At 36.4% G+C, this 25,481-nt stretch carries 30 protein-coding genes and 5 pseudogenes; 11 read left to right on the top strand and 24 right to left on the bottom strand.

Features of this window, described 5'->3' with window-relative positions; genetic code table 11:
* Positions 1 to 1,497: a sugar ABC transporter ATP-binding protein gene (locus ABIE66_RS10605; protein WP_370017017.1), complete on the bottom strand. Its 1,497-nt coding sequence runs from the start codon at positions 1,495 to 1,497 to the stop codon at positions 1 to 3.
* A 144-nt stretch (positions 1,498 to 1,641) separates the two neighbouring features.
* Positions 1,642 to 2,628 carry an ABC transporter substrate-binding protein gene (locus ABIE66_RS10600; RefSeq protein ID WP_370014653.1) on the bottom strand — a complete coding sequence of 329 codons (987 nt, stop codon included), beginning with the start codon at positions 2,626 to 2,628 and terminating at the stop codon, positions 1,642 to 1,644.
* 269 nt (positions 2,629 to 2,897) lie between these two features.
* On the opposite strand from ABIE66_RS10600, the gene ABIE66_RS10595 reads away from it, so the two are divergent.
* The gene (locus ABIE66_RS10595) at positions 2,898 to 3,671 is read left to right on the top strand and encodes a DeoR/GlpR family DNA-binding transcription regulator (RefSeq protein ID WP_370014652.1); all 774 of its coding nucleotides are present in this window, start codon (positions 2,898 to 2,900) and stop codon (positions 3,669 to 3,671) included.
* A 404-nt stretch (positions 3,672 to 4,075) separates the two neighbouring features.
* Here ABIE66_RS10595 and ABIE66_RS10590 read toward each other — a convergent pair.
* From ABIE66_RS10590 to ABIE66_RS10575, 4 genes and pseudogenes are all read right to left on the bottom strand, one after another.
* A pseudogene (locus tag ABIE66_RS10590) lies at positions 4,076 to 4,213 on the bottom strand (IS3 family transposase); the annotation flags it as partial.
* Positions 4,174 to 4,383: a hypothetical protein gene (locus ABIE66_RS10585; RefSeq protein ID WP_370014651.1), complete on the bottom strand. Its 210-nt coding sequence runs from the start codon at positions 4,381 to 4,383 to the stop codon at positions 4,174 to 4,176. The pseudogene ABIE66_RS10590 and the gene ABIE66_RS10585, both read right to left, overlap by 40 nt.
* Before the next feature lie 114 nt (positions 4,384 to 4,497).
* Positions 4,498 to 5,156 (bottom strand): annotated as a pseudogene (locus ABIE66_RS10580) (transposase); the annotation flags it as partial.
* A 296-nt stretch (positions 5,157 to 5,452) separates the two neighbouring features.
* A complete protein-coding gene (locus tag ABIE66_RS10575; protein WP_370014650.1) occupies positions 5,453 to 5,725 on the bottom strand; it encodes an HU family DNA-binding protein in 273 nt (90 codons plus the stop codon).
* A 936-nt stretch (positions 5,726 to 6,661) separates the two neighbouring features.
* On the opposite strand from ABIE66_RS10575, the gene ABIE66_RS10570 reads away from it, so the two are divergent.
* The 3 genes from ABIE66_RS10570 (at position 6,662) to ABIE66_RS10560 (ending at position 8,206) form a co-directional block, all read left to right on the top strand.
* Positions 6,662 to 7,090, top strand: a complete 429-nt coding sequence (locus ABIE66_RS10570; RefSeq protein ID WP_056529680.1) for a MarR family winged helix-turn-helix transcriptional regulator — start codon at positions 6,662 to 6,664, stop codon at positions 7,088 to 7,090.
* Positions 7,091 to 7,167: 77 nt separating this feature from the next.
* Positions 7,168 to 7,809, top strand: a complete 642-nt coding sequence (locus ABIE66_RS10565; RefSeq protein WP_056529677.1) for a nitroreductase family protein — start codon at positions 7,168 to 7,170, stop codon at positions 7,807 to 7,809.
* A 103-nt stretch (positions 7,810 to 7,912) separates the two neighbouring features.
* Positions 7,913 to 8,206 (top strand): putative quinol monooxygenase, encoded by a 294-nt coding sequence (locus ABIE66_RS10560; protein WP_289324658.1) that lies wholly within the window; start codon positions 7,913 to 7,915, stop codon positions 8,204 to 8,206.
* A 192-nt stretch (positions 8,207 to 8,398) separates the two neighbouring features.
* Here the strand turns inward: ABIE66_RS10560 and ABIE66_RS10555 are convergent, their stop codons facing one another.
* The 4 genes and pseudogenes from ABIE66_RS10555 to ABIE66_RS10540 form a co-directional block, all read right to left on the bottom strand.
* Entirely contained in the window at positions 8,399 to 8,524 is a 126-nt protein-coding gene (locus ABIE66_RS10555) for a hypothetical protein (protein ID WP_370014649.1), read from the bottom strand.
* 298 nt (positions 8,525 to 8,822) lie between these two features.
* Positions 8,823 to 8,972, bottom strand: a pseudogene (locus tag ABIE66_RS10550) (IS110 family transposase); the annotation flags it as partial.
* 268 nt (positions 8,973 to 9,240) lie between these two features.
* Positions 9,241 to 9,909 carry an RNA polymerase sporulation sigma factor SigH gene (sigH, locus tag ABIE66_RS10545; protein ID WP_289324656.1) on the bottom strand — a complete coding sequence of 223 codons (669 nt, stop codon included), beginning with the start codon at positions 9,907 to 9,909 and terminating at the stop codon, positions 9,241 to 9,243.
* A 217-nt stretch (positions 9,910 to 10,126) separates the two neighbouring features.
* Positions 10,127 to 10,264: a hypothetical protein gene (locus tag ABIE66_RS10540; RefSeq protein ID WP_289324655.1), complete on the bottom strand. Its 138-nt coding sequence runs from the start codon at positions 10,262 to 10,264 to the stop codon at positions 10,127 to 10,129.
* A gap of 203 nt (positions 10,265 to 10,467) precedes the next feature.
* Between ABIE66_RS10540 and ABIE66_RS10535 the strand changes: the two genes are divergently transcribed.
* Complete coding sequence (locus ABIE66_RS10535; protein ID WP_370014648.1) at positions 10,468 to 10,782, top strand: hypothetical protein; 315 nt, start codon at positions 10,468 to 10,470, stop codon at positions 10,780 to 10,782.
* 581 nt (positions 10,783 to 11,363) lie between these two features.
* Here the strand turns inward: ABIE66_RS10535 and ABIE66_RS10530 are convergent.
* The 4 genes and pseudogenes from ABIE66_RS10530 to ABIE66_RS10515 form a co-directional block, all read right to left on the bottom strand.
* Positions 11,364 to 11,711, bottom strand: a complete 348-nt coding sequence (locus ABIE66_RS10530) for a hypothetical protein (RefSeq protein ID WP_370014647.1) — start codon at positions 11,709 to 11,711, stop codon at positions 11,364 to 11,366.
* Positions 11,712 to 12,236: 525 nt separating this feature from the next.
* Positions 12,237 to 13,511, bottom strand: a pseudogene (locus ABIE66_RS10525) (IS110 family RNA-guided transposase).
* Positions 13,512 to 13,668: 157 nt separating this feature from the next.
* Complete coding sequence (locus ABIE66_RS10520; protein WP_289324652.1) at positions 13,669 to 14,049, bottom strand: hypothetical protein; 381 nt, start codon at positions 14,047 to 14,049, stop codon at positions 13,669 to 13,671.
* Between the two features lie 141 nt (positions 14,050 to 14,190).
* On the bottom strand, positions 14,191 to 14,655 hold the full coding sequence (locus ABIE66_RS10515; RefSeq protein WP_289324651.1) for a helix-turn-helix transcriptional regulator: 465 nt from the start codon (positions 14,653 to 14,655) through the stop codon (positions 14,191 to 14,193).
* Positions 14,656 to 15,274: 619 nt separating this feature from the next.
* Between ABIE66_RS10515 and ABIE66_RS10510 the strand changes: the two genes are divergently transcribed.
* The 3 genes from ABIE66_RS10510 (at position 15,275) to ABIE66_RS10500 (ending at position 18,104) form a co-directional block, all read left to right on the top strand.
* Positions 15,275 to 15,988 carry a DUF4247 domain-containing protein gene (locus tag ABIE66_RS10510; protein WP_370014646.1) on the top strand — a complete coding sequence of 238 codons (714 nt, stop codon included), beginning with the start codon at positions 15,275 to 15,277 and terminating at the stop codon, positions 15,986 to 15,988.
* Positions 15,989 to 16,005: 17 nt separating this feature from the next.
* Complete coding sequence (locus ABIE66_RS10505; protein WP_289324648.1) at positions 16,006 to 16,419, top strand: DUF350 domain-containing protein; 414 nt, start codon at positions 16,006 to 16,008, stop codon at positions 16,417 to 16,419.
* Positions 16,420 to 16,556: 137 nt separating this feature from the next.
* A complete protein-coding gene (locus tag ABIE66_RS10500) occupies positions 16,557 to 18,104 on the top strand; it encodes a polyamine aminopropyltransferase (RefSeq protein ID WP_370014645.1) in 1,548 nt (515 codons plus the stop codon).
* A gap of 52 nt (positions 18,105 to 18,156) precedes the next feature.
* On the opposite strand, the gene ABIE66_RS10495 is transcribed toward ABIE66_RS10500, so the two are convergent.
* On the bottom strand, positions 18,157 to 18,375 hold the full coding sequence (locus tag ABIE66_RS10495) for a hypothetical protein (RefSeq protein ID WP_289324646.1): 219 nt from the start codon (positions 18,373 to 18,375) through the stop codon (positions 18,157 to 18,159).
* Between the two features lie 341 nt (positions 18,376 to 18,716).
* Here ABIE66_RS10495 and ABIE66_RS10490 point away from each other — a divergent pair, with 341 nt between their 5' ends.
* The 3 genes from ABIE66_RS10490 (at position 18,717) to ABIE66_RS10480 (ending at position 20,329) form a co-directional block, all read left to right on the top strand.
* A complete protein-coding gene (locus tag ABIE66_RS10490) occupies positions 18,717 to 18,851 on the top strand; it encodes a helix-turn-helix domain-containing protein (RefSeq protein ID WP_370014644.1) in 135 nt (44 codons plus the stop codon).
* Positions 18,852 to 19,199: 348 nt separating this feature from the next.
* Positions 19,200 to 19,472 carry an Arm DNA-binding domain-containing protein gene (locus ABIE66_RS10485; protein ID WP_370017130.1) on the top strand — a complete coding sequence of 91 codons (273 nt, stop codon included), beginning with the start codon at positions 19,200 to 19,202 and terminating at the stop codon, positions 19,470 to 19,472.
* Positions 19,400 to 20,329 carry a tyrosine-type recombinase/integrase gene (locus ABIE66_RS10480; protein WP_370014643.1) on the top strand — a complete coding sequence of 310 codons (930 nt, stop codon included), beginning with the start codon at positions 19,400 to 19,402 and terminating at the stop codon, positions 20,327 to 20,329. The genes ABIE66_RS10485 and ABIE66_RS10480 overlap by 73 nt, the downstream gene beginning before the upstream one ends.
* A 165-nt stretch (positions 20,330 to 20,494) precedes the next feature.
* Here ABIE66_RS10480 and ABIE66_RS10475 read toward each other — a convergent pair whose 3' ends face one another.
* The 9 genes and pseudogenes from ABIE66_RS10475 to ABIE66_RS10435 form a co-directional block, all read right to left on the bottom strand.
* The gene (locus tag ABIE66_RS10475) at positions 20,495 to 21,274 is read right to left on the bottom strand and encodes a sulfite exporter TauE/SafE family protein (RefSeq protein WP_370014642.1); all 780 of its coding nucleotides are present in this window, start codon (positions 21,272 to 21,274) and stop codon (positions 20,495 to 20,497) included.
* Positions 21,275 to 21,325: 51 nt separating this feature from the next.
* Entirely contained in the window at positions 21,326 to 21,553 is a 228-nt protein-coding gene (locus tag ABIE66_RS10470) for a sulfurtransferase TusA family protein (protein WP_230162787.1), read from the bottom strand.
* 36 nt (positions 21,554 to 21,589) lie between these two features.
* A complete protein-coding gene (locus tag ABIE66_RS10465; RefSeq protein WP_370014641.1) occupies positions 21,590 to 22,717 on the bottom strand; it encodes an MBL fold metallo-hydrolase in 1,128 nt (375 codons plus the stop codon).
* 137 nt (positions 22,718 to 22,854) lie between these two features.
* Positions 22,855 to 23,427: a sulfurtransferase TusA family protein gene (locus tag ABIE66_RS10460; RefSeq protein ID WP_370014640.1), complete on the bottom strand. Its 573-nt coding sequence runs from the start codon at positions 23,425 to 23,427 to the stop codon at positions 22,855 to 22,857.
* Between the two features lie 54 nt (positions 23,428 to 23,481).
* Positions 23,482 to 23,778, bottom strand: a complete 297-nt coding sequence (locus ABIE66_RS10455; protein WP_289316842.1) for a rhodanese-like domain-containing protein — start codon at positions 23,776 to 23,778, stop codon at positions 23,482 to 23,484.
* A gap of 21 nt (positions 23,779 to 23,799) precedes the next feature.
* A pseudogene (locus tag ABIE66_RS10450) lies at positions 23,800 to 24,166 on the bottom strand (rhodanese-like domain-containing protein).
* Positions 24,167 to 24,193: 27 nt separating this feature from the next.
* Positions 24,194 to 24,673, bottom strand: coding sequence for a DsrE/DsrF/DrsH-like family protein (locus tag ABIE66_RS10445; protein ID WP_289324642.1), 480 nt, complete (start codon positions 24,671 to 24,673; stop codon positions 24,194 to 24,196).
* Between the two features lie 205 nt (positions 24,674 to 24,878).
* Positions 24,879 to 25,139 carry a metal-sensitive transcriptional regulator gene (locus ABIE66_RS10440; RefSeq protein WP_370014639.1) on the bottom strand — a complete coding sequence of 87 codons (261 nt, stop codon included), beginning with the start codon at positions 25,137 to 25,139 and terminating at the stop codon, positions 24,879 to 24,881.
* Entirely contained in the window at positions 25,106 to 25,471 is a 366-nt protein-coding gene (locus tag ABIE66_RS10435) for a sulfurtransferase (protein WP_370014638.1), read from the bottom strand. Before ABIE66_RS10435 ends, ABIE66_RS10440 begins: the two co-directional genes overlap by 34 nt.
* Positions 25,472 to 25,481 lie beyond the last annotated feature (10 nt).

The following is a 25,481-nucleotide window of genomic DNA, read 5'->3' as shown; positions in this document are numbered from 1 at the left end:
TCATTGCCCCCCTGTAGCAAAAAACATAATTTTTTCTTGTGTTGCTTCTTGCCTTGTTAAATGCCTTTGTAATTTACCTTCATGCATTACCAGAATTCGATCACTAATTCCCAAAATTTCAGGCAGCTCGGAGGAAACTACTAACACTGCCAATCCAGCTTCAGCTAACTTTGATACAATTTTATGAATCTCTGTTTTTGCCCCAATGTCCACACCTCTAGTTGGTTCATCGAGAAGTAGCACCTTTGGACCAATCGAGAGCCACCGTGCGATGACAACCTTTTGCTGGTTTCCACCGCTTAAATTGGCAACAAGCTGTTCAGACGAAGAAACCTTTACTCCTAATTCTTTTATAAGGTAATCTGCTTTTTGACCAATTTCTTTCCAGTTCAATTTACCAGCTTTGCGAAATTTTTTTAATTCATTCATAATAATATTTTCTTTGACACTCATGTTCAGAAACAATCCTTGCTCCTTTCGACTTTCCGGCACATGGGCAATTCCATGTCGGATTGCATCATTCGGAGAGGTAATATTCACTTTTTCTCCATTAACCAGAATTTCACCACCTGTTTTTTGAGAAGCTCCAAAGATAGTTCGAATTAATTCGGTTCTACCTGCCCCTACGAGACCAGCAAGTCCTACAATTTCTCCAGGATATATTTTAAACGAAACATTTTTCACAACCCTTTTATCAGATATTCCATTTATTTCGAGGGCGGGCTTCGTGTCATCGACACGAGAAGTAGCTACTTTTGTGTGCCTCTTAAAAAGGGAGTTTAATTCCCTTCCGACCATTAACTTTACAAGATGCTCAGGATTTGTTTCCTTGATTGGTCCACTATTTATCCACTCGCCATCTCTTAGAACGGTATACCTGTTTGAAATTCGAAAAATTTCATCCATTCGATGAGAGATATAAACAATAGCAACACCTTTCTTTTTTAAATCCTCAATTATCTCAAATAACTTTTCAATTTCTTTATCAGTTAACGACGCGGTCGGCTCATCCATAATTAACACGTCTGCCTTATATGAAAGAGCACGAGCAATTTCTACAACTTGTTGCTGTGCCACACTTAATGTGGATACTATCGTTTTGGGATTTAATTCAGATCCCATTGAATGTAAAATTTCTTTTGCTTTATGATAAACATCATCCCATTTAACCATGCCAAATTTATTTTCAGGAAATTTAGTACCCATTAAAATATTTTCACTTATTGTCAAATTTGGAGATAGCTTCAGTTCTTGGTGAATCACACTAATTCCTTGTTTCTTCGCTTCCACTGGACCACTCCAAGTGACAGAATTATTCTTATATATGATGCTGCCACCATTTGCATCAGGCTGATAGATACCTGATAATATTTTAATAAGTGTAGATTTCCCTGCTCCATTCTCCCCCATTAATGCATGAACTTCCCCCTTATAGAGTTCAAGATTAATATTTTTTAAAACAGTAACTCCTGAAAATGTCTTACTGGTCCCTTTCATTTTGAGAATGGGAGTGGGAGAGTCAGATACCGAAACAACATCATTCTCAATTAATTGTACACTGTTCACATTATTGTCCCCCTTAATGATTTAATTTCTTAAAAAAGATAAGATCTTCTAAGGAAGATCTTATTCAGCATCTCATTACCAACCTTTATAGTTGTTCACATTCTCTTGAGTAACTAATTCAACAGGAACTTTGACTAACTTGTCTACTTTCTTTCCATCCAACACATTTTTCCCAATTTCCAATGCTTTTCTCATCATCTCATCTGGATGCTGTGCAGAAGTAGCTGTAAAACTTTTTTTCTCTTTTAAAGCTTCGACTGCTTCTGGAGCACCATCTACACCCACTATAAAAAATTCCTTCTCACGTTCTGCTTGTTCTTGAGCAATCTTTACTCCAAGTGCTTCAGGATCATTAATAGCAAAAATTGCATCAATAGAGCCTTTCGAATGTGCTTGCAAGATATTTTCTGTTGCAGATAACGCTTTTTCTCTATTTCCTTCTCCATTTTGTTTAGCAATCACCTTAATCTCTGATTTCTTAATCGCTTCTTCAAAACCATTTATACGATCAGTAACTGCAGATACCGGTGGTCCTTCAATTATTGCTATATTTCCTTTCCCTTTTAATTGTTTGATCATATACTCACCTGCAATTTTGCCTGCTTGGTAATTGTCAGATGTAACGACACTGTCCACTCCGCCTTCTGCTGCTACATCAACTGCAATAACCGGGATACCCGCTGATTTGGCTTGTTGTACTGCCGCAGCAATTCCTTTTGAATCGACTGCATTTAAAAGAATTAAATCAACTTCTTTTGTAATGAAATCTTCAATTTGAGAAGTTTGCTTCGCCAAATCATAGTCTGCACTCACCGTAATTAACTCAGCCCCCATTTCTTTTGTCGCTTCCTTCGCTCCTTTTGACATAGAAACAAAGAAAGGATTAGAGAGCGTTCCTAGTGTTAACCCTATTTTTAATTTTTGGTCACTTTTATTTTTTTCAACACTTCTCGCACTGTTTGATTGTGAATCTGATCCTGTATCAATTACGCTACAAGCAGTCAAAACAACCAGAAACAACATGATAATCAGAATAAATGACGATTTTAGATAAGTTTTCATAAAATCCTCCTGTTTTTTGAATTTCGCCTGTTATTGAGTTAGATTCTTAGTTAAAAAATGTATCACCTCCCCACTATACATTTGGAATCGCTTTCATAATTGATCATTTATGATTTTTTTTGACCAACTATGATTATATATGACCATTTTATGAGAATCTTAAGTAATTGTCAATGTTTTCTAAAAATTTAGAATTCTTTTAAAAATAATGTATTGCTCTGCTTAATCGTGTACAATTACGATGTACACTGTGATGGAGGTAGATTTTTTTGTACAGTGAAGAGAGAAAATTAAAAATTATTGATTTTATTACTAACTATTCTAGAGCCTCAGTCCAAGATTTAAGTGATTTTCTAAAAGTATCGCAATCAACGATTCGAAGAGATTTGAAAGAACTTCAAACAACTAACCAGATTCAAAGAACTCATGGGGGAGCTGTTTCTTTACAAGCTGTTAATTTTGAACCAAAGATTATGGATAAAGAAGTTGAATATGTACAAGAAAAAAAAGCCATTGCAAAAAAAGCTGTTGAATTTATAGACGATGGAGATACAATTCTTTTAGATGCTGGAACAACTACTCTGCCAATCCTCGAAGATCTTCAACAGTTTTCCCAGTTAACAATAGTCACCAATTCCATACTGATTATGAGAAATTTCAAACCCACTGCAGGTATAGAAATATTGTTTTTAGGCGGAAGCCTGCGAAATGAAACGCTTGCATCGGTAGGATCATTTGCTGAAAACAACTTGGAAATGATCCGTGTGGACAAAGCTTTTGTGGCAATAAATGGTGTTCATTTAACTGAAGGTTTGACAACACCAAATTTAATTGAAGCTAGGATAAAAAAATTGATGATCCAGAATGCACAGCAAGTTTTCCTATTAAGCGACTCTAGCAAAATGGGAAAGGTCTCTTTTGCAAAGGTTGCAGACTTGCATGAAATTGACAAATTTATTGTGGATGATCGACTCCACCCTTCCTTTAAAAAATCATTGGAAGACCTTGGGGTTGAGGTTATTTCTGTTCATACTCGACCTTGAAGCTATTTAACAGAAAAAAAACACTCCTTAATCTAAGAAGTGACTGACGATTGACCCTTAGACAGTGATTGAAATTGAAAAAAATTCATTTTTATATCGAATCATTTATCATAACGGCATAAATTTAGAATAAGGATTTTACAAAAGAAAATAGTCATTTTCTAAATATTTCTATCCAAAAGAAAAATAAACTTGCACAATTTGTTCTACCTTCGGCTGGAGTGTTTAACAAGTTACTCATAAGAGGAATTACAGACAAGGATTAAGTGAATTACAGAATTCCAATTCATTATTAAAAAAGGGATAAATTTAATATCTTCCTATCAGTAGAATGGTTTGTTAAATAAAAAAGAAAACGTCTGCACACAACCCTGTCAAGTAGACAATAAAAAAAAAAGAGTAGTTCAAGCTGCGGCCTTTTCCTGGTATTCAATCGGGGAAAGGCCGTTAAATCTTTCTTGGAAGCGATCGGTATTGTAGAAGTCTATATACTCCTGAATAGCTATATAAGCTTGCTCTGCTGTTTTTGGGTGTACCAAATACTTCCTCCTTTTTCATAAATTAAACCTTCCATAATTTTCCCAATATCCTGTTTTGTTACTCCATTAACCTGCCCATTTAGTTCATTAAGTAAAAAAGCCAACAAATGGCAGCTCCGAATCTCAACTAAACCAGCTAATATGATGTCAATATCTTTCTCTAAAATTTCCATTTCCCTTATGATATACTATTTTTGACCATGCCAAATAACCCTCCAAAACCCTTTTGAAAGGATTTTCCTCCGTTTCACAAAACCGTTAATTAGGCTAAATCTAGGAATGTTTTCTTTTCTCTTTAATAGAGCGTAAATCCAATGAAGCAACTTATTCATACAGGCAACGATTGACACTTTGGCAGGTTTTCCTTCTGTTTTTTTCTTATCATAGAATGCTTTAAGCTTTTTGTTCCTTGAACTTCTTATGCCGCATAGTACGGCAAGATACAGAGAATGACGTAGTCTGCTCGAACCTCTTTTTTAATGGTTGCGGTAAACTTACCCAATGAGTGAACACTTGGATCTACTCCAGCGAAGGCAACCAGTTTTTTCGGATGATTAAACCGATCGGTTTCACCAATTTCAGAGATAATCGTGTCTGCGATTTTTTCTCCGATACCGGGAATCGATTGGATGATCTTATATTCTTCCAGTTCATTTGCCAGGGCCACTATTCGATCTTCTAAATCAGAAAGGTTTCCCTGATAATGAAAAAGCAACTCCATATACATACAAAGAATGATTACGTGACTTTCATACACGTTTTTTTGGAATGGATTTTCTAGATGCTGATTCCATTAGTTTTTGGCTTTCCCCCACGCCCAGTGACCAGATCGGCTAGGACAGAACTCCATAACTCTCTCTGCTAGTTTACTTTCTCCGGCTGTTAATATCGCCTCTGAGGTAGGATATTGCTTTAACATCGATAAAGAAACCTCTAAATATATATCCTAATTTGTTCCGTTACTTTTAGCTTTATAAAATCTTGCAATAGCATTTGATGTTTTAGTCCTCTCGCTATTTTCCCACCTCAATTTTCTGCTGTAAAATCTTCGACTTTATTTCAAATCCACACGCCTAAAAACTCTTTTCCCATTGCAGGGTGTAAGTCTATCCATCAAGTTACTGGTGTAGATTGTCGGTATGCTGCCCTAGCTTTCTACTATCTCAATAACCAACGTTTAAATAGAAAATACTCTGGAGACTCATCTCCAGAGTATTTTCACACTATTATAAATATATATATTTATTTAACGGCTTCTTTTAATTCCTTACCTGGTTTAAAAGCTGGAACTTTAGAAGCAGCAATGCTTATTTCTTCACCAGTTTGTGGGTTTCGGCCAGTTCTTGCTGCACGTTCACGTACTTCAAACGTACCAAATCCAATTAATTGGATTTTTTCTTCCTTAGCAAGGGTGTTAGAAATCGTTTTAAATAACGCATCAACTGCTTTTGCAGCATCTTTTTGTGTCAGTTCAGCTTGTGTTGATACAGCTTTCACTAATTCAGTTTTATTCATTTAGACACCTCAATTTTATAAATATACTATAGACCCAAACATAACATATATCCCCTTTGTTTTCCACTTCAAGGAAGGAAAGAAACTGGACTGACTGTTAATAATCAGTATTATGTAAACTAAAATGAGCTCACTTTTCTGTAACCTTATATTGAGCATAGTAAACATAGCAAACCACAAATGTTGAACTTCCGTACTTGGACCTGTAAATTCAATTCATCTTCATTATTGCATCCTGCGAAGGAATCCCGAAAGGACTATTATAATACTCCTAGACCACAGTTTATAAAAAAGCAACCGTTTTATATCCAAACGGTTGCTTTTTTTCATTGCTATAAACGATTCCAAATTCTCTTTAATTCTATTGGTACGAATACTTTATCCCCATGTGTTCCCTTATGTATGATGAGATGTGAAAAGTATGGTTCTAAACTTAACCCTTCTGTTTTATGTCTAGCTGGATTTATTGATGATAGGAGCCCATTCAGTGCACTTACACCATTAGATTTAAATCTCCACACCATAACTTACAAAGAACTTGAATATCATTTACAGGCATCATACTCAATGAAATTTAATTGATTGAAGTAGCATACAGAAAAGGATGGAGCATTCGCTCCTTCACTTTCTGTATTATGGCACATAAATCGAAGAATAGTCTTGGTCTACGACTATCAGATGAACTTTTCCACTTTATTTAAGGGCAGTTTTATTATACTTATACCTTGGCTAAAAGCTCCAAAGGTTTACTGAGCTTTCTTGAAAAGATTGCCTAATCAAAAAGGAGATAGAGCAACATTTTGGTCTAGATCATATTTAAGCAAAAGTTGCAGTACTAAAATACTTGCTTTATTATTTAGGGTATAGTATATTAATTGACACATCAACTATTGAGCTATCAATTATTTTGTCTAACGTATGAAAAGAGGGTGTTTCTTGACGAATTCATGTTCTAATGAATCTTTTATTTTATATATAATGAACTGCCTTAACAAACAGATAAGTTCAAAATTTGAAAGTTGTACCGGCATTAGTCAATCAAGACATGATATCTTATATCAGCTTTATCAAGTTGATGAAATTAGTCAAACAGCACTTCAAAAAGAGGTTAACATTGACGGTGCAGCGATTACCCGGCATTTAAAACAACTTGAAGCGACTGGGATGATTTTAAGACGCAAAGATCCGGAGGATAATCGATTTACTCTTGTCTGTCTTTCAGATCATGGTCGCAAACAAATTATTCTCTACCAAGCTGAAAAGGCTCGTTTTGTCACTTTGATGCTTAAAGATTTTAAAGAAGAAGAACGTCAAGAGTTAACAGATATGCTGACACGCATTCAAAAAAATATAAGCCAAGTCTAACACTTGATTCGTTACAATTTGAAATGAGAATAACTATAAATTAAACTACTAAAGTTAAAAAGAGGAGACTAACAACTATGACTACTACAGCACAATTAACAAATGATTTCAAAGAAATTGTCACTGGACGCCGCTCCATAAAAAATTACGACAAATCCGTAAAAATCAGTAGGGAAGAAATGGAGGAAATACTTACCTTAGCGACACTTGCTCCTTCTTCAGTTAATATGCAACCATGGCGCTTCCTTGTAATTGATAGTCCTGAGGGAAAAGCAACACTTGCACCTCTTGCTCGCTTTAATCAAAATCAAGTCGAAACATCTTCCGCAGTAATTGCCGTATTTGGTGATATGAACAATTTTGATAACGGCGAAGAAATCTACGGTAAAGCTGTAGATTTAGGGCTTATGCCTTTAGAAGTAAAAGAAAACATATTAGCCTCATTTGCTGGATATTTCGAAAAAATCACTAGTGAAGAAATGAAAGAGGTCGTTCTAGTTGATGGTGGTCTTGTATCCATGCAACTAATGCTTGCGGCTCGTGCTTATGGCTATGATACAAATCCAATCGGTGGCTATGAAAAAGACCAAATCGCAGAAGCTTTTGGATTAGATAAAGATCGATACGTACCAGTTATGCTAATTTCAATCGGTAAAGCAGCAGATAATGGCCATCAATCAGTTCGTCTTCCAATTGATAAAGTCGCACAATGGAAGTAATGTAATAAAGAATCCATTCATTAAATTTCAACCGAGTATGTTATTTTTACTATAATTATATATTAAGTTTATTAATGCTTATCAAAAGAGAGGATGACGTTTAATGATTATCATTCATGCCGTATTCAATATTAATCCAGCAAAACAAGATGCATTTCTAGAGGAGATTCAACCGCTAATCGTAGCTTCAAGAGCGGAAAGTGGAAATGTTTCTTACACTCTTCACAAAGCTACAGAAAAAGACAATGAATTTACAATGGTTGAAGTTTGGCAAGATCATCTAGCGGTTGAAAGCCATAATTCAAGTGAGCACTTCACCTCGTTTGTTGGTAAAGCTAAAGAATTCCTCTCTTCACCTTTAAATGTTAACGCATTTGAAGGACAACCATTAAAATAATGAGTTAAAATGTATGGGATTTCCTATATCCCATCTTATAAACAAAGAGTTGCTGCTTCGGTAAAACAAGCTGCAACTCTTGTTTATTTCTATTCCATTTTCTCGAACATCACGCGCTTATTCGGCGTACATAATCTGTGTGACAATTTCCATGGAAAGAGGAATGCAAATAGTTCCATTTATTTATCGAATTCAGTTTTCCAAAGCATCCGCCAATGTTGTATTTCTCGGTTCTTCTTTATTTTGCTTCTCCATTAAATTGGAGATTTCGTTGTTTGACACTTTTTGATTTTTGTTGTTAATTATTTTGATGTTCATGCGAATTCTAAAAGGAGGGCTGAAAGTGTATATGCTTCATTCACCCAGGATGGGTATCATCCACCATGAAGCGAAATATCTAGGGATGGCCGGCTAATTTTTTGACGATTTTCTTCTATTATAAAATAATCTTTTTAAAGTCATTTTCATACTCTTTAACTAGTTTATAAAAAGACGTCTTTTTAACCCCTAATTCCGACATGGCTTTAACAGCTGTCATCTCTCCTGCTTTCCATAAATCATAGACTTCTTTAAACTCTTCCGTTACTTGAGCTTTCGGTCGCCCGAAAGGCACACCTTCAATTTCTTTTAGAAATTCTAAAAAATGCTCTAACTCCTCTTTGATATGCTTCATTGAAAAGCTCTTCCCATACGGTTTAGATTGATCTAAGAATGCCTGAACTTGACTCTCTCCTTTTGCCACATCCAGACCAACAACTGGATTCATTATCTTTACCTCCTCTACTTATTAACCAGTACCCCTAGTCCTCCATGTAGTGTCATAGCTTCGCTTGTTATACGAGATCTGCGTCCCAACCAGCCTCAAACATGTTTCTACAAGTAGGGGGCGGACAGTTTAGTTCACGGGATCAAGCCCCACGCACCCGTACGTCCTACCCTGGCAACTGATATAATAGATTCTATTAAAAAAAGGTCAACCAGTAAAATAAACTGTACCATTTGTAAAAGACGTTAAAAAAAGACGACTCTTTTATCTATCGAAGGTGACCTTCTATTGCTTGGCTATTTCTAAGTTCCAATAAACTCTCCAATTTTCTCTTCACTCTCTGCAACGCATTATCTATAGACTTGGCGTGAGTATTTAATTTATTAGACATTTCTATATAGGTAAGGTCCTCTAAGTAAAAAGCCAAAACCTTCTTTTCTAACGGACTTAGAACCTCAGATAATTTTAATTCCAAATCATCAGCAGATTCTTTATCAATCAATATCGCAACGGGATCAGAAATAACGGTGTCTGTCGTTACTTCCATAAGAGTATGGCCCGGATTTTCTTCATATATAGGCATATCAAGCGAAATAGAAGAATTTAACGGAGTATGTTTTTGACGAGTAGCTGCCTTGATGGCTGTAATAATTTGCCTCGTGATACATAGTTCTGCAAACGCTTTAAAATAAGATTGTTTCTCGCCATTATAATCCCTAATGGCTTTGAACAATCCTATCATCCCCTCTTGGATAATATCTTCTTTATCTGCCCCAATTAGGAAGTACTTGTTAGCCTTAACCTTTACAAATGATTGGTATTTCTTCAAGAGAACTTCTAATGCCTCCATATTTCCTTGTCGGACTTTTTCTATTAATACTCCATCTTCTAAATTAGCACATAGGAATGACGGCTTTACTTCGATAGCTATACTCACTCAAATCCCTCCAGCGGCTGCATTCAGTTGAGCCTTGTTGTTTAAACAGACGACCATTTTATATGCGATAAATTACCAGTTTATTTAATAATAACCTATAGCAACCTCTGATGATATTAGATTATTTCGACAATTAACTACATTCCTATACACCTTCGTTTAGTTTGAAGGAACCGTTTACACCTTTTTTTAGGCTGTTTTCTAAAAGATCGTTGCTCTAAGGATAAACATTTCTTATCCATTTCCACTTCTTAACTTCCTTCAGATGTTCCTCTTCCGTATATTTTAACAAAACAAATATGAAAAAGATTATTCCTGGAATTATAAACAATAATCCAACAACCAAAGCATCCAATCCTTCTCCTCCTAAAAGGCTGTAATTCACATCATTTTATCAAAAAACAATCATATAGCCTTTAGGTAGAATATGGACATTCTTCTTCAACAAACCTGCCCCTTTAGTATAGTAACTAAACTGTAAACGGATTGTTACGCTAATAGCATTGTTGTAGAAGACTTCAATGTATATAATTAATACTCGTTAAGGAGTGAAGAAAGATGATAAGCGTAACAGTAGATAAGTTAAAATTCAAGAAACAATTATCGGTGGTTGAACAAATCACACTGAAAAATTTTCTGTATACCTGGGTAGGTAACTCAAGCAAGGGATTGGATGATTTTTTTCACCTTGAGTACACAGTAGATGTATTTGCTAAAATGGAAAAAACGACGAATGACACCGATTTGTTGATTTCTGATGATGATTATTTCAGATACATAACAGTGACGGAAGATAATCAAATTGTGATAGGTGTTTTAGATATGAATTCAGAATTAAAACATAGAATAATTTCACTAGATAAGATGAAATAATTCTTCGTTTTCTTTAACCCATACAAAAAGAGGCAGCGTGGTACACTGTCTTTTTTTATTTGTTCGCTATATGTCTTATGCAACGTTACTGAATTATCCTGCCCCGTTAGCCATCCATGAAGCGCAAAAATCAGCGCTTCACCACAGAGAATGAAAATTGGTCTCTATGTCGATAATGTTTTAATGGCTGGCGAAGAAGGTCGTTGAACTATGGTGCCTTTGAGCCCATCCGTTAGTCTGACTCCGACGACCACGGTGTACCACCGACTGTCGCGCCCTTTATGGGTAGCACTCATGGGAGATTAATCCTTTTTTGGTCGTCGCGCTAGCCTCTACCTAATTTAAGTATGATTGGAGGTTTTTGTTTAACGATTTACCAAACTCAATCAGATCACTCATAAGGCTCAGCCTTTTTTTAAATGCGTTTTTACTGGGTCTATTTTGTTGTGGTTTTTTCTAGATTTTGTGCTTTTTTAATTTTCATGGGAGTTCCATAAATAAAAAGCTGCCTTAATGACAGCTTTGATCTTCAGCTAACGCACCCGTTAGATCAGCAAGAAATGGATTCCAATAACTTAGTTTTAACCTATTACCTCAGTTATTTTTGGTACTTCACAAGAAATAACATCAATCGTGTGATTTAAGCAGGGAAACTGATAATGAACGTAATTTTCAGAGAGACATATATCTTCTCGTTCATTCGTGGCTAGTTTTATGAAATCCAAGTACCTTGACTTGGTATAGATTCGAAATAGCTTTCCTTTTGATATTTCAGAATTATCTATAGAATATGAAAAACATTCATCGATAACAGAATATGAAATATATGATTCAAATTCAAATTGCACCATAGGTAAATCATTATTGAGGCTGCTTCTATTAATAAGCATTCGTAATGAATTTTCTTTGGATTCTAATATTTCTTCCAAATAAATATATCCTTTCCATTGCAACAATTCATTAAAATCCAACTTCATCATCACTCATTTCTTAAATTGACTATTTTTTATTTATGCTTCATTTCCCCGTCGTCTTCTTCAACTCCCTCAGTTTGATGCGAATATCTCTCGAATGCTCACTTATTCGCAGGATTTCATACCCCCTGTAATTAGACTTACGGGTAAATGAATTGAGTTCAGATAAGTTAGGCTTCGTGAAGGCATAGTTAAATAAAGGAGTCAGCTACCACTCCACATTTTACCATATAATGTACATCTCCACGCCGCCCCTGGAGGCTTTCCCTCCCATGTCTCAACGGGTCAATTGCCCTCTCATTCCATCGTCATGCCTATCCAAGGGGTGGAGGCCAGTTATGCTAACCTGATGGGTCACAGTGCCCTTTTGTTTAAGAAACCTGGTACTCGTACATATTTGAAATCCTACGAATAAGACAACATTCAAAATTAAAGTTAACTATTTTGAATGATACATTCTATATAACTAATGTTTTATTTCTATGCTGCTAATGGGATCAATACTTGGACTTTATTTGGACAATAAGACTCGTTTCGTCGTGCTATTCCTACAAAAATCCTTGCTAGTTTACCTATGAGTTTCATGATTGATTTCATTTTCTTTATCTTCTTTACCTTCACATTATGGGAATGGACGGCCTTAAACTCAGGGTTATTCATCACAAGGCTCATAGTTGCTAAGTAGAGGAATCGTCGTAGTCTTGACCTTCCACGCTTTGAAATGACAATCTGACCTTTCCATTTGCCTGAACTTGCTTCAGCTAGATGTAATCCCGCATGCCGTAATAGAGAGTTTCCGTGAGAGAAACCACTTAGATCTCCTGATTCACCCAGTATCCCGGCTAATGAAATTTCACTTATTCCTTTAATCATAAGTAGTTTTTTTGCAAATGGGATTTTGTAGAGAACTTCTTTAACTTGTTGTTCAACTCTTTCGAGTTGTTTGACAGCGAGGTCATATTCCTCTAATAATTGTTCTAAATGGAATTTATAAGCATCAAGAGCTTGTCCGGTCCCAATAGAGGATTTTGCTAGATTGATTAGTAATTGAGCCTTCTTGGGTCCTGGTTGTCGTTTCATTAAAGACTTCCAACCCCTCATGACATCTAGTGTTTCTAGTGAAGATATTTCATCCGGTGTAGGAAATAAACGAAGGGTTGCGATCGCCCCTTTGCACGTTACATCTTTAAACACTTGTCTGAGTTCAGGAAAGACCACATCCACCCATCGATTTACTTGATTAATAGACATCACGAGACGTTTAACAATCACATCACGATTAGACATTAGAACTCTAAGCTTCTCAAAAGATTCTGATGATTGGCGAATAAAGGAATAGTAGCCGTTTTTGACCATATCCGCGATAACGAGCGCATCTTTTTTATCACTCTTAGATTGGGTATTATCACGATTCTCTTTATTCCTTTTTACTAAGTGGGGATTGACTGTTACAACCTCAATGTTTTGGTTATATAACCATTTTGAAAGGTTAATCCAGTAATGGCCTGTAGGCTCCATACCTACTATTGCAGCATCTAAGTTTTTTAATCTTTTTAAATCATGAATCCATTTTAATAGTTTAAGGAACCCCTCTTCATTATTTTCAAATGTAAGAGGGTCTCCAACTACAATTCCACGGAAGTTAACTGCTCTTGCAACGTGTAGTTATTGAGCGATATCCACACCAACAATAAGGTGTGTATCGGAAATTCTTTCTATTAGTTGATTTTGTTTGTCTTGCATTTTAAAATTCATAGTAGGGCTTCCTCCTTAAGATTCTGAGTTAGATTGGACTCTATACTCGTATCTTACTGAGGGGCTCTATTTTTTTCAAACCTGATATTTAACGATCTACAGGAATGCTAGCCTGCCCCGTTAGTTCCATAAGAAAAGTTCTGCCATAGCAACCCTTTTACCTAATTTGTTGATATTTAACTTTATTTTTATATTTATTTGCTAACTTCATAACGAGAAGCTGAGGTATCAAATTCAAAAAACTAACGAATATTAATAATTGATTTGGTGTGAGAGGCTTAAAATAGCCTCCCCATCGTTCGTTTCCAGCCATCTCACTGATGAAATAAAATGAAACTATCCCAGATACTATATTGCCAATAATAAAAGGGATAGAGTTGCCAAAGATTCTTCCAAAGAACGCAAGGAGCGAGGTCGCTACAATCATTATTAAATAACCAAACATTGAACTATTAGCAAAGTCTTGATACATCGAAAAATATACAAATGGAAAACAGTATAAACAAACTATTAAAATGCTAATTCCTATTTTTTTCATATTTCACCTACTTTTCTTATTAAGTACACATTATTCAGTCAGAAACCATTTTCCGAATATATACAAATTTATTCCTAAACTTATTATCAATAGAACAAGTAAAATCTTATTCTTCATATATCCCCATCCCTATACCTTTGTCTATCTCGATAGTCCCTCCTCCTGTAATTCATTTAAACGACTTAAACTCTCTTCTTCATTAAAAGAACTATGCCAACGATAATCATATTGATCCAATATACGGTAATGGTTACTAATCAAATTTTGTTGTAAACGAAAATCCCCTCTATATTCGATTTCTTTCCACCATATCTTACCACCCAATGTTTTTTCTTTAGGAGTACCACCATTTTTGCTAACAATTAACTGAACAAAATCAACTGGATTGTCACCAATTGATGATATTAACAATTGGCTATGATTAAACAAAGCACAAAATGCAACAACGGTGGTCCAATTGGCTTCTGTTCTTCTTTTTTCAATTTGAACTAGTGTTTTTTTTGAAATCCCTAGAATTTCAGACATCTTATCTTGAGAAAAACTTTGCTCTGTTCGGACAAGTTTCATTTTTTCTGATATTAAATTGATGAATTCTTCTTTTTCCATATATACTAAATTCTCCTTTTTAGTGTAATTTTACACTAAAAGTATTATTTTTCAATGAAAAAATACCCTTTTTGAATAAAAAGCAACTTTAAAACACAAAGAAAAAAGCAACAATAACCTTACTCTCTAAATAAGTTTGAAATGGGAATATTTCTTAATTAAAGCTTGTTAACTAACCTGCACCTATAGTTCCATAAGAAAAGGAGCTGCTGATCAGCTCCTAGTAATGAACTAATGTACCCGTTAGTTGATTAAGATTCTATGTTATAAATTTGTTTATAAACATTCACCCTGAAAAGTGTAAGGTGACGAGGATATTAGTAATCTTTCTACTCCATCTCTATGGTAAGGCATTAAGTTATTAGCAGTATTTATGTCCACCCATTTAATCTCAGCAATTTCATTCTTGTCTTCAATTGTAATTTCTTCGTCAAAAAAATGTAAAATCCTTCTATTTTTTTCTTATTCAACTAACCTGCCCCTTTAGTTCTATAAAAGATACATTACTCTCTCCACTAATCCAATCAATCTATAATTTTTTTTACCATTATTTATTTTTTTAAGATTTTATTATAAGAATATACTATTATATAAAAGACAATAATCAGGGAGGAAAATAATGAAGAAAATCGCCATCATAATTACTTCGTTATCCGTATTTTTAGCTGCTTGTGGAAATCAGCCCTTTATTTCTTCTAATTATCAAGAAATCGACACGATTGAAAATGATTTAGGGGATTATGGGACTGTTTATCAGGCCGAGGGTAAAAGTGTTTCTCAGGTAGCAAGGGAGATTCAAAAGAATGCTCAACCCGATCATTCATCCAAAAAGAGTGAGGACGAGATGTTTCTTCTATACCCAGAAGACTCGCCCGAAGAAGTTGTACATATTATGAAAGATGATGAAAACCCAGAAAACACGATTATAGAAGTGGTTGAAGAGGATTTTGCTGAAAATAGCTATGACTTCCCTCTTATGGAAACACTCGGAGTATTGGGAGTTGCTACTGCTTTATATGGTTGGAATAAGTCAGACTCTAAAAAGAAAAGGATCGGTTATAAGGGATATAACAAGGCTTTTCGTAACAAGGCCACCACTAGTATCCCCACCAATAATGTTTTGCCGGATGAAGAAGATGAGGACGACGAATATACTTCATCCGGTTCTTCATCTACGACATCTACTGGTACGAGCTCAAGTAACAGTGGGAATCCACCTACTACGGGTACTTCGTCAAATAGTGGGGCAAGCAACGTAAAAAAATCATCGAATTCGGATGGCATTCGTAATGGTGCTGCTGTTCGTGGTGGTGGTCCGGGAACTGGTAAATAACAAGGAGGATATTAGATATGTTTGAAAACATTATAGATGTACAGGAAGTACTATTAACCTTATATTATTTTGTCGTATTGGGTTTGGTGTCCATTGCTTGTATGTGGATATTTGCAAAACTTACCCCTTACAAAGACTTTGAACTTATACGAAATGGGAATATCGCTGTTGCTATTCAATTTGCTGGAAAGATCTTAGGGATTACACATATTATGAGCGCTGCGGTCAACACAAACGATTCGTTATTGGGTGCAGCTGTCTGGGGCATTATTGGATTTATCTTGATGGTAGTCGGTTATTTTATATTTGAAATGGCTACGCCTAAATTAGATGTTCGAAAAGAAATCGAAAAAGGGAAAGTATCGGTTGGAATCATTGCTGCCTCTATTTCCCTGGCTATATCCTTTATCATATCTGGAGCCATTTCATAAGTATTAAAAGCAAAAAGAATCTGAATTCTTTCAGATTCTTTTTGCTTTGTTTGGTATGGAATTATTCTTATTTATTTTTTTGCTATAGATTTTTATCTATATAATAAATATAGATAAAGCATTAAGGAGAGAACATTATGACAGAGAGAGAAAACCACCTACAAAAAAGAAGAATCTTTACGTCTTCTGGGATTGTATCGATATGTGGAATTGTGTACCAAGTACTTTATGGAGCAGCTGGTGGCTATCTTTTCGGTGATTCCACATTATTTTACTGTTTAACGATTGGATTGTTTTTAAGCGGTATGGGAATTGGTGCTATGCATAGTGGTAAATTCCATCGACACTTATTGTCTAAATTCGTTATAACCGAATACTTGATTGCTATAATAGGTGGCTTTTCCATCTTTTCGGTTTTTTACATACAAGCAAATTTCGGTGATGGAACAGCCAAAGTATTTTTATATGCAATAATTATTATCACCGGTTATCTTACTGGATTAGAAGTACCCTTACTTATTCGTAAATCAGAAGAAATTGATTCTGACTTAAAGGGATCGACTGCGAATGTGTTGGGGTGGGACTATGTAGGTAGTTTATTAGGGACAGTTGCTTTTGCTTTTTGGTTAAAACCTACTCTAGGACTAATCAAGACCGGATTCTTTATCGCTTTTATTAATATTATAGTAGCCCTCTGGATAAGCTTTGCCTTTAAAAAAGAGATCAAACAAAACTATATAAGACTGATAGGGATTTTTTTAACGGTCGTTATTGGTTTAGGATTTTTGTATGGTGAGAAGTATGCACATACATTGGAACAGAAGCTTTATAGAGACCCTATCGTTTTTTCTAAAGATACTAAATACCAGAAGATTATTATGACTAAAGATACCGGTGATTTACGTTTATATCAAAATGGACAACTCCAATTCGCTGAGTCTGATGAACATAGATATCACGAAGCATTGGTTCATATTCCGATGTCTCTTTCCGACAAGAAAACAAATATATTGGTTCTTGGTGGTGGTGATGGATTGGCTACAAGGGAGTTATTAAAGTATAAAGAAGTTCAAAAAATAACACTGGTTGACCTGGATCCTGAAATCACCAATCTTTCCAAAGAGAACCCTCTTTTGACTAAGTTAAATAAAAACTCATTTCACTCTAAAAAAGTACATATCGTTAATAAAGATGCCTTTAATTATTTAAAGAGTGCCGATGACCTATATGATGTAATTCTTGTCGATTTACCTGACCCAAATAACGAATCATTAAATAAACTCTATACTTGGGAATTCTACAGTTTAGTTAGAAACCACTTAACACCAACAGGCCTTGTTTCTATTCAATCTACTTCCCCTGTATTTGCTACAGCCGCTTATTGGACGATTAGTAACACTGTGAAATCCACAGGGTTATATGTTGATAATTATCATTTAGATATTCCTTCGTTTGGAAACTGGGGCTTCACACTAGCATCCAGGGAAAAGTTTGATGTTGTAAATATTAAGCTAGAAGTGAAAACAACCTATCTTGCGAATGAAATGATTGCATCCCTCTTTTATTTTGGCAAAGATGAAGATCAAGATATAACCATTAAGGGGAAGCACGTTGATATCCCCGTTAATTCGTTAAATAGACCAGATCTTCTCGACTTATATGAAAACGCTTGGGATTATTATTAAAAAACAAAAAGAACTAGATTATACTTCTAGTTCTTTTTTAATATTGTTTTTATTAGTTAGTATCTTTCCCTTTATGGGTCAAAATCGACTCAATGACTCCTTTGAAAACGACCTCAGGATCGTCATTTTCTTTTTCAGGTTCCTCTATGTCTAAGCCATACTGAATTTTCTTCTCTTCTAAATTGATGTCCAAATCTGTTATACCTTTTAACATATATTTTTTACCGTCGACGACAATTTGAGTATCAGTCTTTACGACAGCCTCTTTCACATAAGGAGTAACCCATTACAAAAAGGAATGCACAGAATGACCTTTTTCTATATACTGATTGTGTTTTGCCACCCTTAAAATATATTGAGTGATTTGTTTCTTTATTTGATTTTCGGAGGCCACACCAAACGTAATAAATCGATGTCGATCCCACATCTTTTTCGTTGTTGCTATATTGACTGATTCATATCCATCATCAATGGGCGATAAGACAATAGCCGGTAGTTTTTTTTTATTTTTTATTTTTTTCGAGTTCCCCCTTGAAAATGATTGTTTTTTAAAAATATAATGTGTCCGAATTAAATAAGTAACTTCCAAATTAATTACTTTATCTGATTTTAATGGTATCTAAGCCAACCGCCTATGAGTTAATGGAACAAAAATCATTTCCACTTATTAAATTAGGTCGCAGCAAACGCGTGCTCCGTGATGAGTTTTTTAATTGGCTGACGCAGCAACAAGTGAGCAGCTTATAAAACCGGAAGTGCGTAGTGGTCATATCAATGAACTACTTACTTCCCTTACATATTTATAATCAAACATTTACGGAGGTTAGCATAATGAGAGGTAGCTCAAAAAAGAGAGGAAACTCTTGGACATATAGTAGATTTTGAGAAAAATTCGCTAACTGGTGAATGTAGACAAAAATAAAAAGCAGATTCATACGCCAAAAAGATGCACAAGCAACACTTTTCAAGCTGCAATCTGAAAACTATAGGAAAAGAGCGGCTTATAGAACCGAAAGTAAGTGGTCAAACTGATCCTAGACCACTTGCTTTCCATTGTTCTAACACGAACTATAATAGGATATGGGGGCAAGCAAAATGAAAGGCACTGTTAAAAAAAGGGGAACTTGGTCATACATTGTAGACATAGGAAGAGACCCAATCACAGGTAAACGAAGACAACAACAAAGAGTGGTTTTCCTCGTCAAAAAGATGCAGAAGCTGCGGTTCGAAAGATTATTAATGAACTGGATGAAGATCGATTTGTCGATCCGAGCAAAGACTCCTTTTCATCCTATATGGAATTTTGGTTTACGTCCCATTATCAAAAAAGGATTAAAGAAACAACGGCCTCAAGCAGAAAGTATTTGATGGATAAGCACTTAATACGAGAAAATCCTTTTGCCAACAAGCCCCTTTCAAAAATTACGACTGAAGATATCGATGCTTTTTATAACCTCAAATTAGATGAGGAGTATAGTACAAGTACCATACGAAAATTACACCAGTTGTTAAATCAGGCCTTCGGTCAAGCTGTAAAGTGGAAAAAGATTAGTTTCAATCCGGTGATCAATGCTGATCCACCCTCGGTGAAAAAAGAAGAAATGAAGATATGGTCCTTTGATGAGATTGATTCGTTCCTTAATCAATGCAAGGGAGAACGACATTATCTAACCTTCTTAATCGCCATATATACGGGTATGAGGAAAGGTGAGCTCCTTGGGTTAAAATGGAGCGATATTGACTTTGAAAAAAAAGTCATCCGGATACAACGGTCCCTTTCTCACATTCCTAATAAAGGGTATCAATTATCCACGCTGAAAACGAAAAAATCAAAACGGCAGGTTCCGATTCAAGATTTCCTGATCAAGGCATTAAAGGCTCTTAAGGAACGTCAAGAAACCCAGAGAAAAAGACTTGGGGAACATTATCAAGACCAGAACTTAGTCATTTGTACGGAGATTGGCACCTTTCAAGATCCACGGAACGTGTTACGTGTGATGAAGCGTATCAGTGAAGCGGCTAACGTAACACCCATTCGGTTTCACGATATCCGGCACACCCACGCTTCCGTCTTAATTTCTGGAGGGGTAGATATCGTCAAAGTACAAACTCGTTTAGGACATTCGAAACCTAGCATCACGTTAGAGCATTACGCCCATATGATGCCCAACCAAGATGATGAAGTGGCTGATATTTTCCACAACGCCCTTCAGAAGTCCCGTTAGCAAAATGTGAGCAAATCACTATAGTTGATCTAAACGCATCCCGTAAGACAAAATAAAAAAGGCCCAAATCCCTGTGATATCAAGGATTTGAGCCTTTGGCAGTTGATGACCTGTGAGGGATTCGAACCCACGACCCCTTCCCTGTCAAGGAAGGAGTAATGTGCCTCAAGACACGATCCCTATCCAAGTTTTCACAGCCGTCGCTAAAATCAAGAGAGCAAGTATGACTTGCAGGACTATTACATTCATTTTTTTACCGGCCATTGCCCCAAGCGGAGATGCAATTAAACTAGCAACAATCATGATTAATGCCGGATAGTAATCAACTTGTCCCGTTGAGATTTTCCCTACTGTTGCACCAATGGATGAAATGAATGTGATGGCTAAGGAAGACGCTATCGTTACCCTTGTTGGAATTCTTAAAACGATGAGCATGATGGGAACTAATAGGAAGCTCCCTCCAGCCCCGACTATACCAGCACCTAAACCAACGATTAAGGCAAGGATGGCCGCAAGCCATTTGTTAAAGGTAACTTGATCCAAAGGAATGTCATCTATGCCTTTCTTCGGAATGAACATCATGACAGCCGCTATCAACGCCAAAATGCCATAGACGATATTCACTCCGTTTTCCGACATCGATTGTGATCCAAAACTTCCAATAACACTACCTATTAACACGCTGATCCCCATATAGATAATGAGCGTGTTATTCAAATGTCCGCTCTTCCGATAGCTCCATACCCCTCCGATGGAAGCGAATAAGACTTGTACAGCACTTATACCTGTCACATCATGGGCACTGAATGCCACTAAACCAAAGATGGGGGGAATAAACAGCAGCATTGGATAATTTATTATCGAGCCACCGATGCCGAGCATTCCAGAAACGTATGAACCTATAAAACCAATCAAAAAGATGGTCATGATAAAGGTGATATCCATTGTAAGAGCCTCCCTTAAAAGAAGGGAACCCTAATGGTTCCCTTCTTTTTATCAGCCTTTTCTGATCCAAAATTTCAGTATATCATTTTCTTCTGCCGTTTCCATCAGTTCATGGCCACCGGATCTTGACCAAGCCGCCAGGTCGGCTTTAGCTCCTTTATCGGTTACATGAATTTCCAGCACTTGCCCGGTTTGCAAATCATTCATGGCTTTTCTCGTTTTAACAATCGGCATTGGACAAGCTAGTCCCTTAGCATCTAATACTTTATCTGAATGCATTTTTCATCTCTCCAATTTTTCAATTTTTTATTAAACTTAACGAACGGCACAGCGATTTGGTCCGATTTCCATTTCGCGCTGTTTTTCATCATCAGGTTCAATTTTCCCCATATTGCTTTCGCGAATTTCTTGATAAGCGTTTGGTTGAGGCGGTAAATTACCTGTTACCAGCGCTCTGAATTCCGTTTCATCGGCAATGTTCAATCCATGATTGTCTGCAAACAGCGCACCCAACTTTTTAGCGACACTTCCGTCTTCATTCAATTCATCGATGATCATGAAATGAGATGGCAATACGATTAACTCGTCTGATAATTCCCTATAACGTGTATAAAGTGTTTCTCTCAAGTCTCCAACCCAATCCTCAGCCAATCCAGCTAGGTCCGGTCTGCCAATGGAATCGATGAATAGTATATCTCCGGAAAGCAAGTATTTTTGATCGACCACAAATGAAGTGGATCCAATGGTATGGCCCGGGGAATATAATGCTTGGATATCAAACGATGTATGACCAATCGTTATCACTTTACCGCTTTCTAATGGCTGATATTCAAAAGTTACTTCAGCCGCATCTTTTGGCGGCAGCCAGTAAGCTGCATTTGTTTTTTCCGCTATTCGTCTTCCACCTGAAATATGATCGGCATGTAGGTGCGTATCAAGAACATGCGTAATTTTCACCCCGATATCATCGGCGAAATCAAGGTATGCATCAATCATTCTAGTAGAATCAATAACGGCAGCTTCACCATTGGAAACGGCCATGTAAGATAAACAGCCCTTACCTAGTCGAACAAATTGGTAAATTTCTCCCCCATTGGTCAACTCGCCGATTTTCACTGGTTCCAAGTGTTCACTCCATGCTTTCATGCCGCCCTTTAAATAAAAAACATCCAATCCCGCTTCAGATAGCATTTCAGCTACCATAATAGATGAGCCTTCCTTTGCACATACTACCAGGATTTCTTTATTGGACGGAATTTGATCGAGAATTTCTACTACGCCATCCAGTAGATCGAAGTAAGGGATATTGAGAAATTCAAAGTTCTGCCCATCAATTTTCCAATCATTAAAGTCACTTTCATTTCGAACATCCAAGATGAATAAGTCCGTTTTATTGATTACTTTCTTTGCTACCTCAGCGGCTGTCATTTGCTTAAACATCATCTTTCATACCCCCTATAGTATTTAATATTTCAAAAATTTTTACCTCTAAAAATGTGACCGCTCCACCCACTTCGATGCCGTCAACGAAAACTACTTTTTACATGCCCAAAACGTCCATGGTCATTTGACACACCCTTTTATTCATTTACGGATTTTTGTATAGGACCACTCCATTGGCTCATGCCAGGTTCAACATTGAATACCTGTTCAAATCCAGCTGCCATCAGTTTTTGTGCAGCAAGATCACTTCGGCTGCCAGTTCGGCAAATCACGAAAATCTCTGACTCTTTATCCAGTTCACCCATACGTTGTTCCAATTCACCCAATGGTAGGGATTTAGCTGCAGGAATATGATTAAAAGCGTACTCTGCAGATTCTCGTACATCCAGGATGATCGTATTTTTATTTTCTTCCAATACTTGTAGAAGTTCTTCATTTGAAATGATTTTTTTATGCTTCTTCAATTCTGTTTCTTCTCCGCTTGCTTTCCGAAGATAATGTTTTAGTGTGGTTCCTTCTTCAACGGTACCCAAATATTGATGACCTGTACTTTCCGCCCAGGCTTTCATATCGACAGTTGACCCTTTATCAGTCGCTTGAACTTCCAGCACTTCCCCTGCTTCCAATCCGTTCATGGCTTTTTTCGTTTTTACGATTGGCATTGGACAAGCTAAACCTTTAGCATCCAAAACGGAATTTGTTTTAATCATTTTTATTTCCTCCTTTCATTAAAATAGGGATGGGGGTATATTTAGATTTAAAAATTATTCTATGGGACCTTCCCATTCATTCATACCTCCCATCATGTTCACCACTTTATATCCATGATCCTCTAGTAACTGTGCAGCCCTTGAACTTCTTCCCCCTGATCGGCAGACCATGATATACTCGTTTGATTTATCCAGATCCTGCATTCTAAATTCCACTAGCCCCAACGGGATATTCAAAGCATTTGGTATTTTCCCTGCCTTTACTTCATCGACCTCCCGCACATCAATAATATGGACTGGCGAGTTTCCCTTCAATAATGCCTTCACTTCATTCGGTAAAATTTCTTTCATCTTTTGGAGACCCTCCTTTTATTAGCGCCAAGAACTCATGCCGCCTTTTACGTTGGTGACTTCTTTAAATCCGAGTTTTTTCAATGCTTTACTTGCATGACTGCTTCTCATCCCGCTTTGGCAGATCACAACTACTTCTTTATCTTTTGAAAGTTCTTGCGCCCTTTTGCCAAGATCGTTTAAAGGTATATTTCTAAAGCCCTTAATGTGGTTGCCCCTATATTCATTAGGCGTACGGACATCAATGAATTGCTTATCTCCTTTGTTATTCAACTCCGCTTTTAACTCAGTCGCATTTATATTTTTTATCCCCTTTACCGGGGACAAATCGCTGATATAGAAACCAAACGATGACACCTAATATGATGATATTAAATATAGTTCCCATTTAGCCTAATCCCTCCTGTACCCATATTTAAATAAATAAGTTTACATTTCCATCCTCTGCTTCAGCTAAATAAGCCGCAACACCAGCATACTCAATTCCATCCAATAATTCCTCTTGCTGCAAGCCCAATAAATCCATTGTCATCGTACAGGCTATTAGTTTGATTTCCTGTTCTTGGGCCAACTCAATTAAATTCGGGAGTGACATGGCGTTATGTTTTTTCATCACATGTTTGATCATTTTGGGACCCATTCCAGCAAAGTTCATGTTGGATAGACCCATTTTGTCAGAACCACGGGGCATCAATTTTGCAAACATTTTTTCAAGAAATCCTTTTTTTAATATCATCGACTCATCTTTCCTTAAAGCATTCAATCCCCAAAATGTATGGAAGATGGTCACTTCATGATCGTAAGCTGCCGCACCATTGGCAATGATATATGCAGCCATTGCCTTATCATAATCACCACTAAATAAAATGATCGTCGTTCTTTTCTTTTCAGTCATATATGTGTTCCCCCTAAATGATATTTAATTTCATTTATACCCTAAGGGGTATAAATTTTGCTAAAAAATATAGTTCGTCAACCCTATAAACTAAAAAATGAACGGAATAGGGTTTTCTTTATTTAATTGGGTCCATGATTGATTTGAGTCAAACCTTCATTCACTTCCAATGTTTTGCCATTTACCTTCTCGATGCCAAATTCTTTTACCTGCTTTTAATCAGTAACTCAACCGCTTCATTGACTAGATGTTCAGTGCCTTCGCCTTTCTCGACGTTTTCCCGAACGCATTTCTCAAGATTGTCACTTACAATAACGCCCATGGTCCTGTCGATGGCATTACGTGAAGCAGATAACTGAATGACGATTTCCCTACAATCTTTCCCCTGCTCCATCATTCCAAGAACACCTTTAATTTGTCCTTCAATCCGCTTCAAGCGATTAATGACGCTTTTATCATATTCCATACTCTACCCACCCATCTATTTACAAAGACAATCACTAATCTGGTTACCTTAATTCCTTTGCCAATTAAGAAGCGCAGCCGCAAGTTCACTTCCAATTTATCAGAAGCAATTACATGAATGTTTTCATATGGGATTACTTCATTAAAACGTTTTAAATAGGCATAAGGAATATTCAAAACCTCCTTATCGACATTATCACACTTATGATTAAAAGCCCTTATATCCAATAAAATGGCATCCTGTACTTCATTCTTTTGACAAGGAATGTCCTTAACAGGTACATATCGTTTATACGTAAACAGGACCAAAATAACGAATATTATTATAAGCAATGACTAGCAT

Source organism: Peribacillus sp. B2I2, assembly GCF_041261685.1.
Taxonomy (GTDB): Bacteria; Bacillota; Bacilli; order Bacillales; family DSM-1321; genus Peribacillus.
Note: the sequence above shows the minus strand (reverse complement) of the source record. Positions and strands in the feature narration are given on the sequence as shown.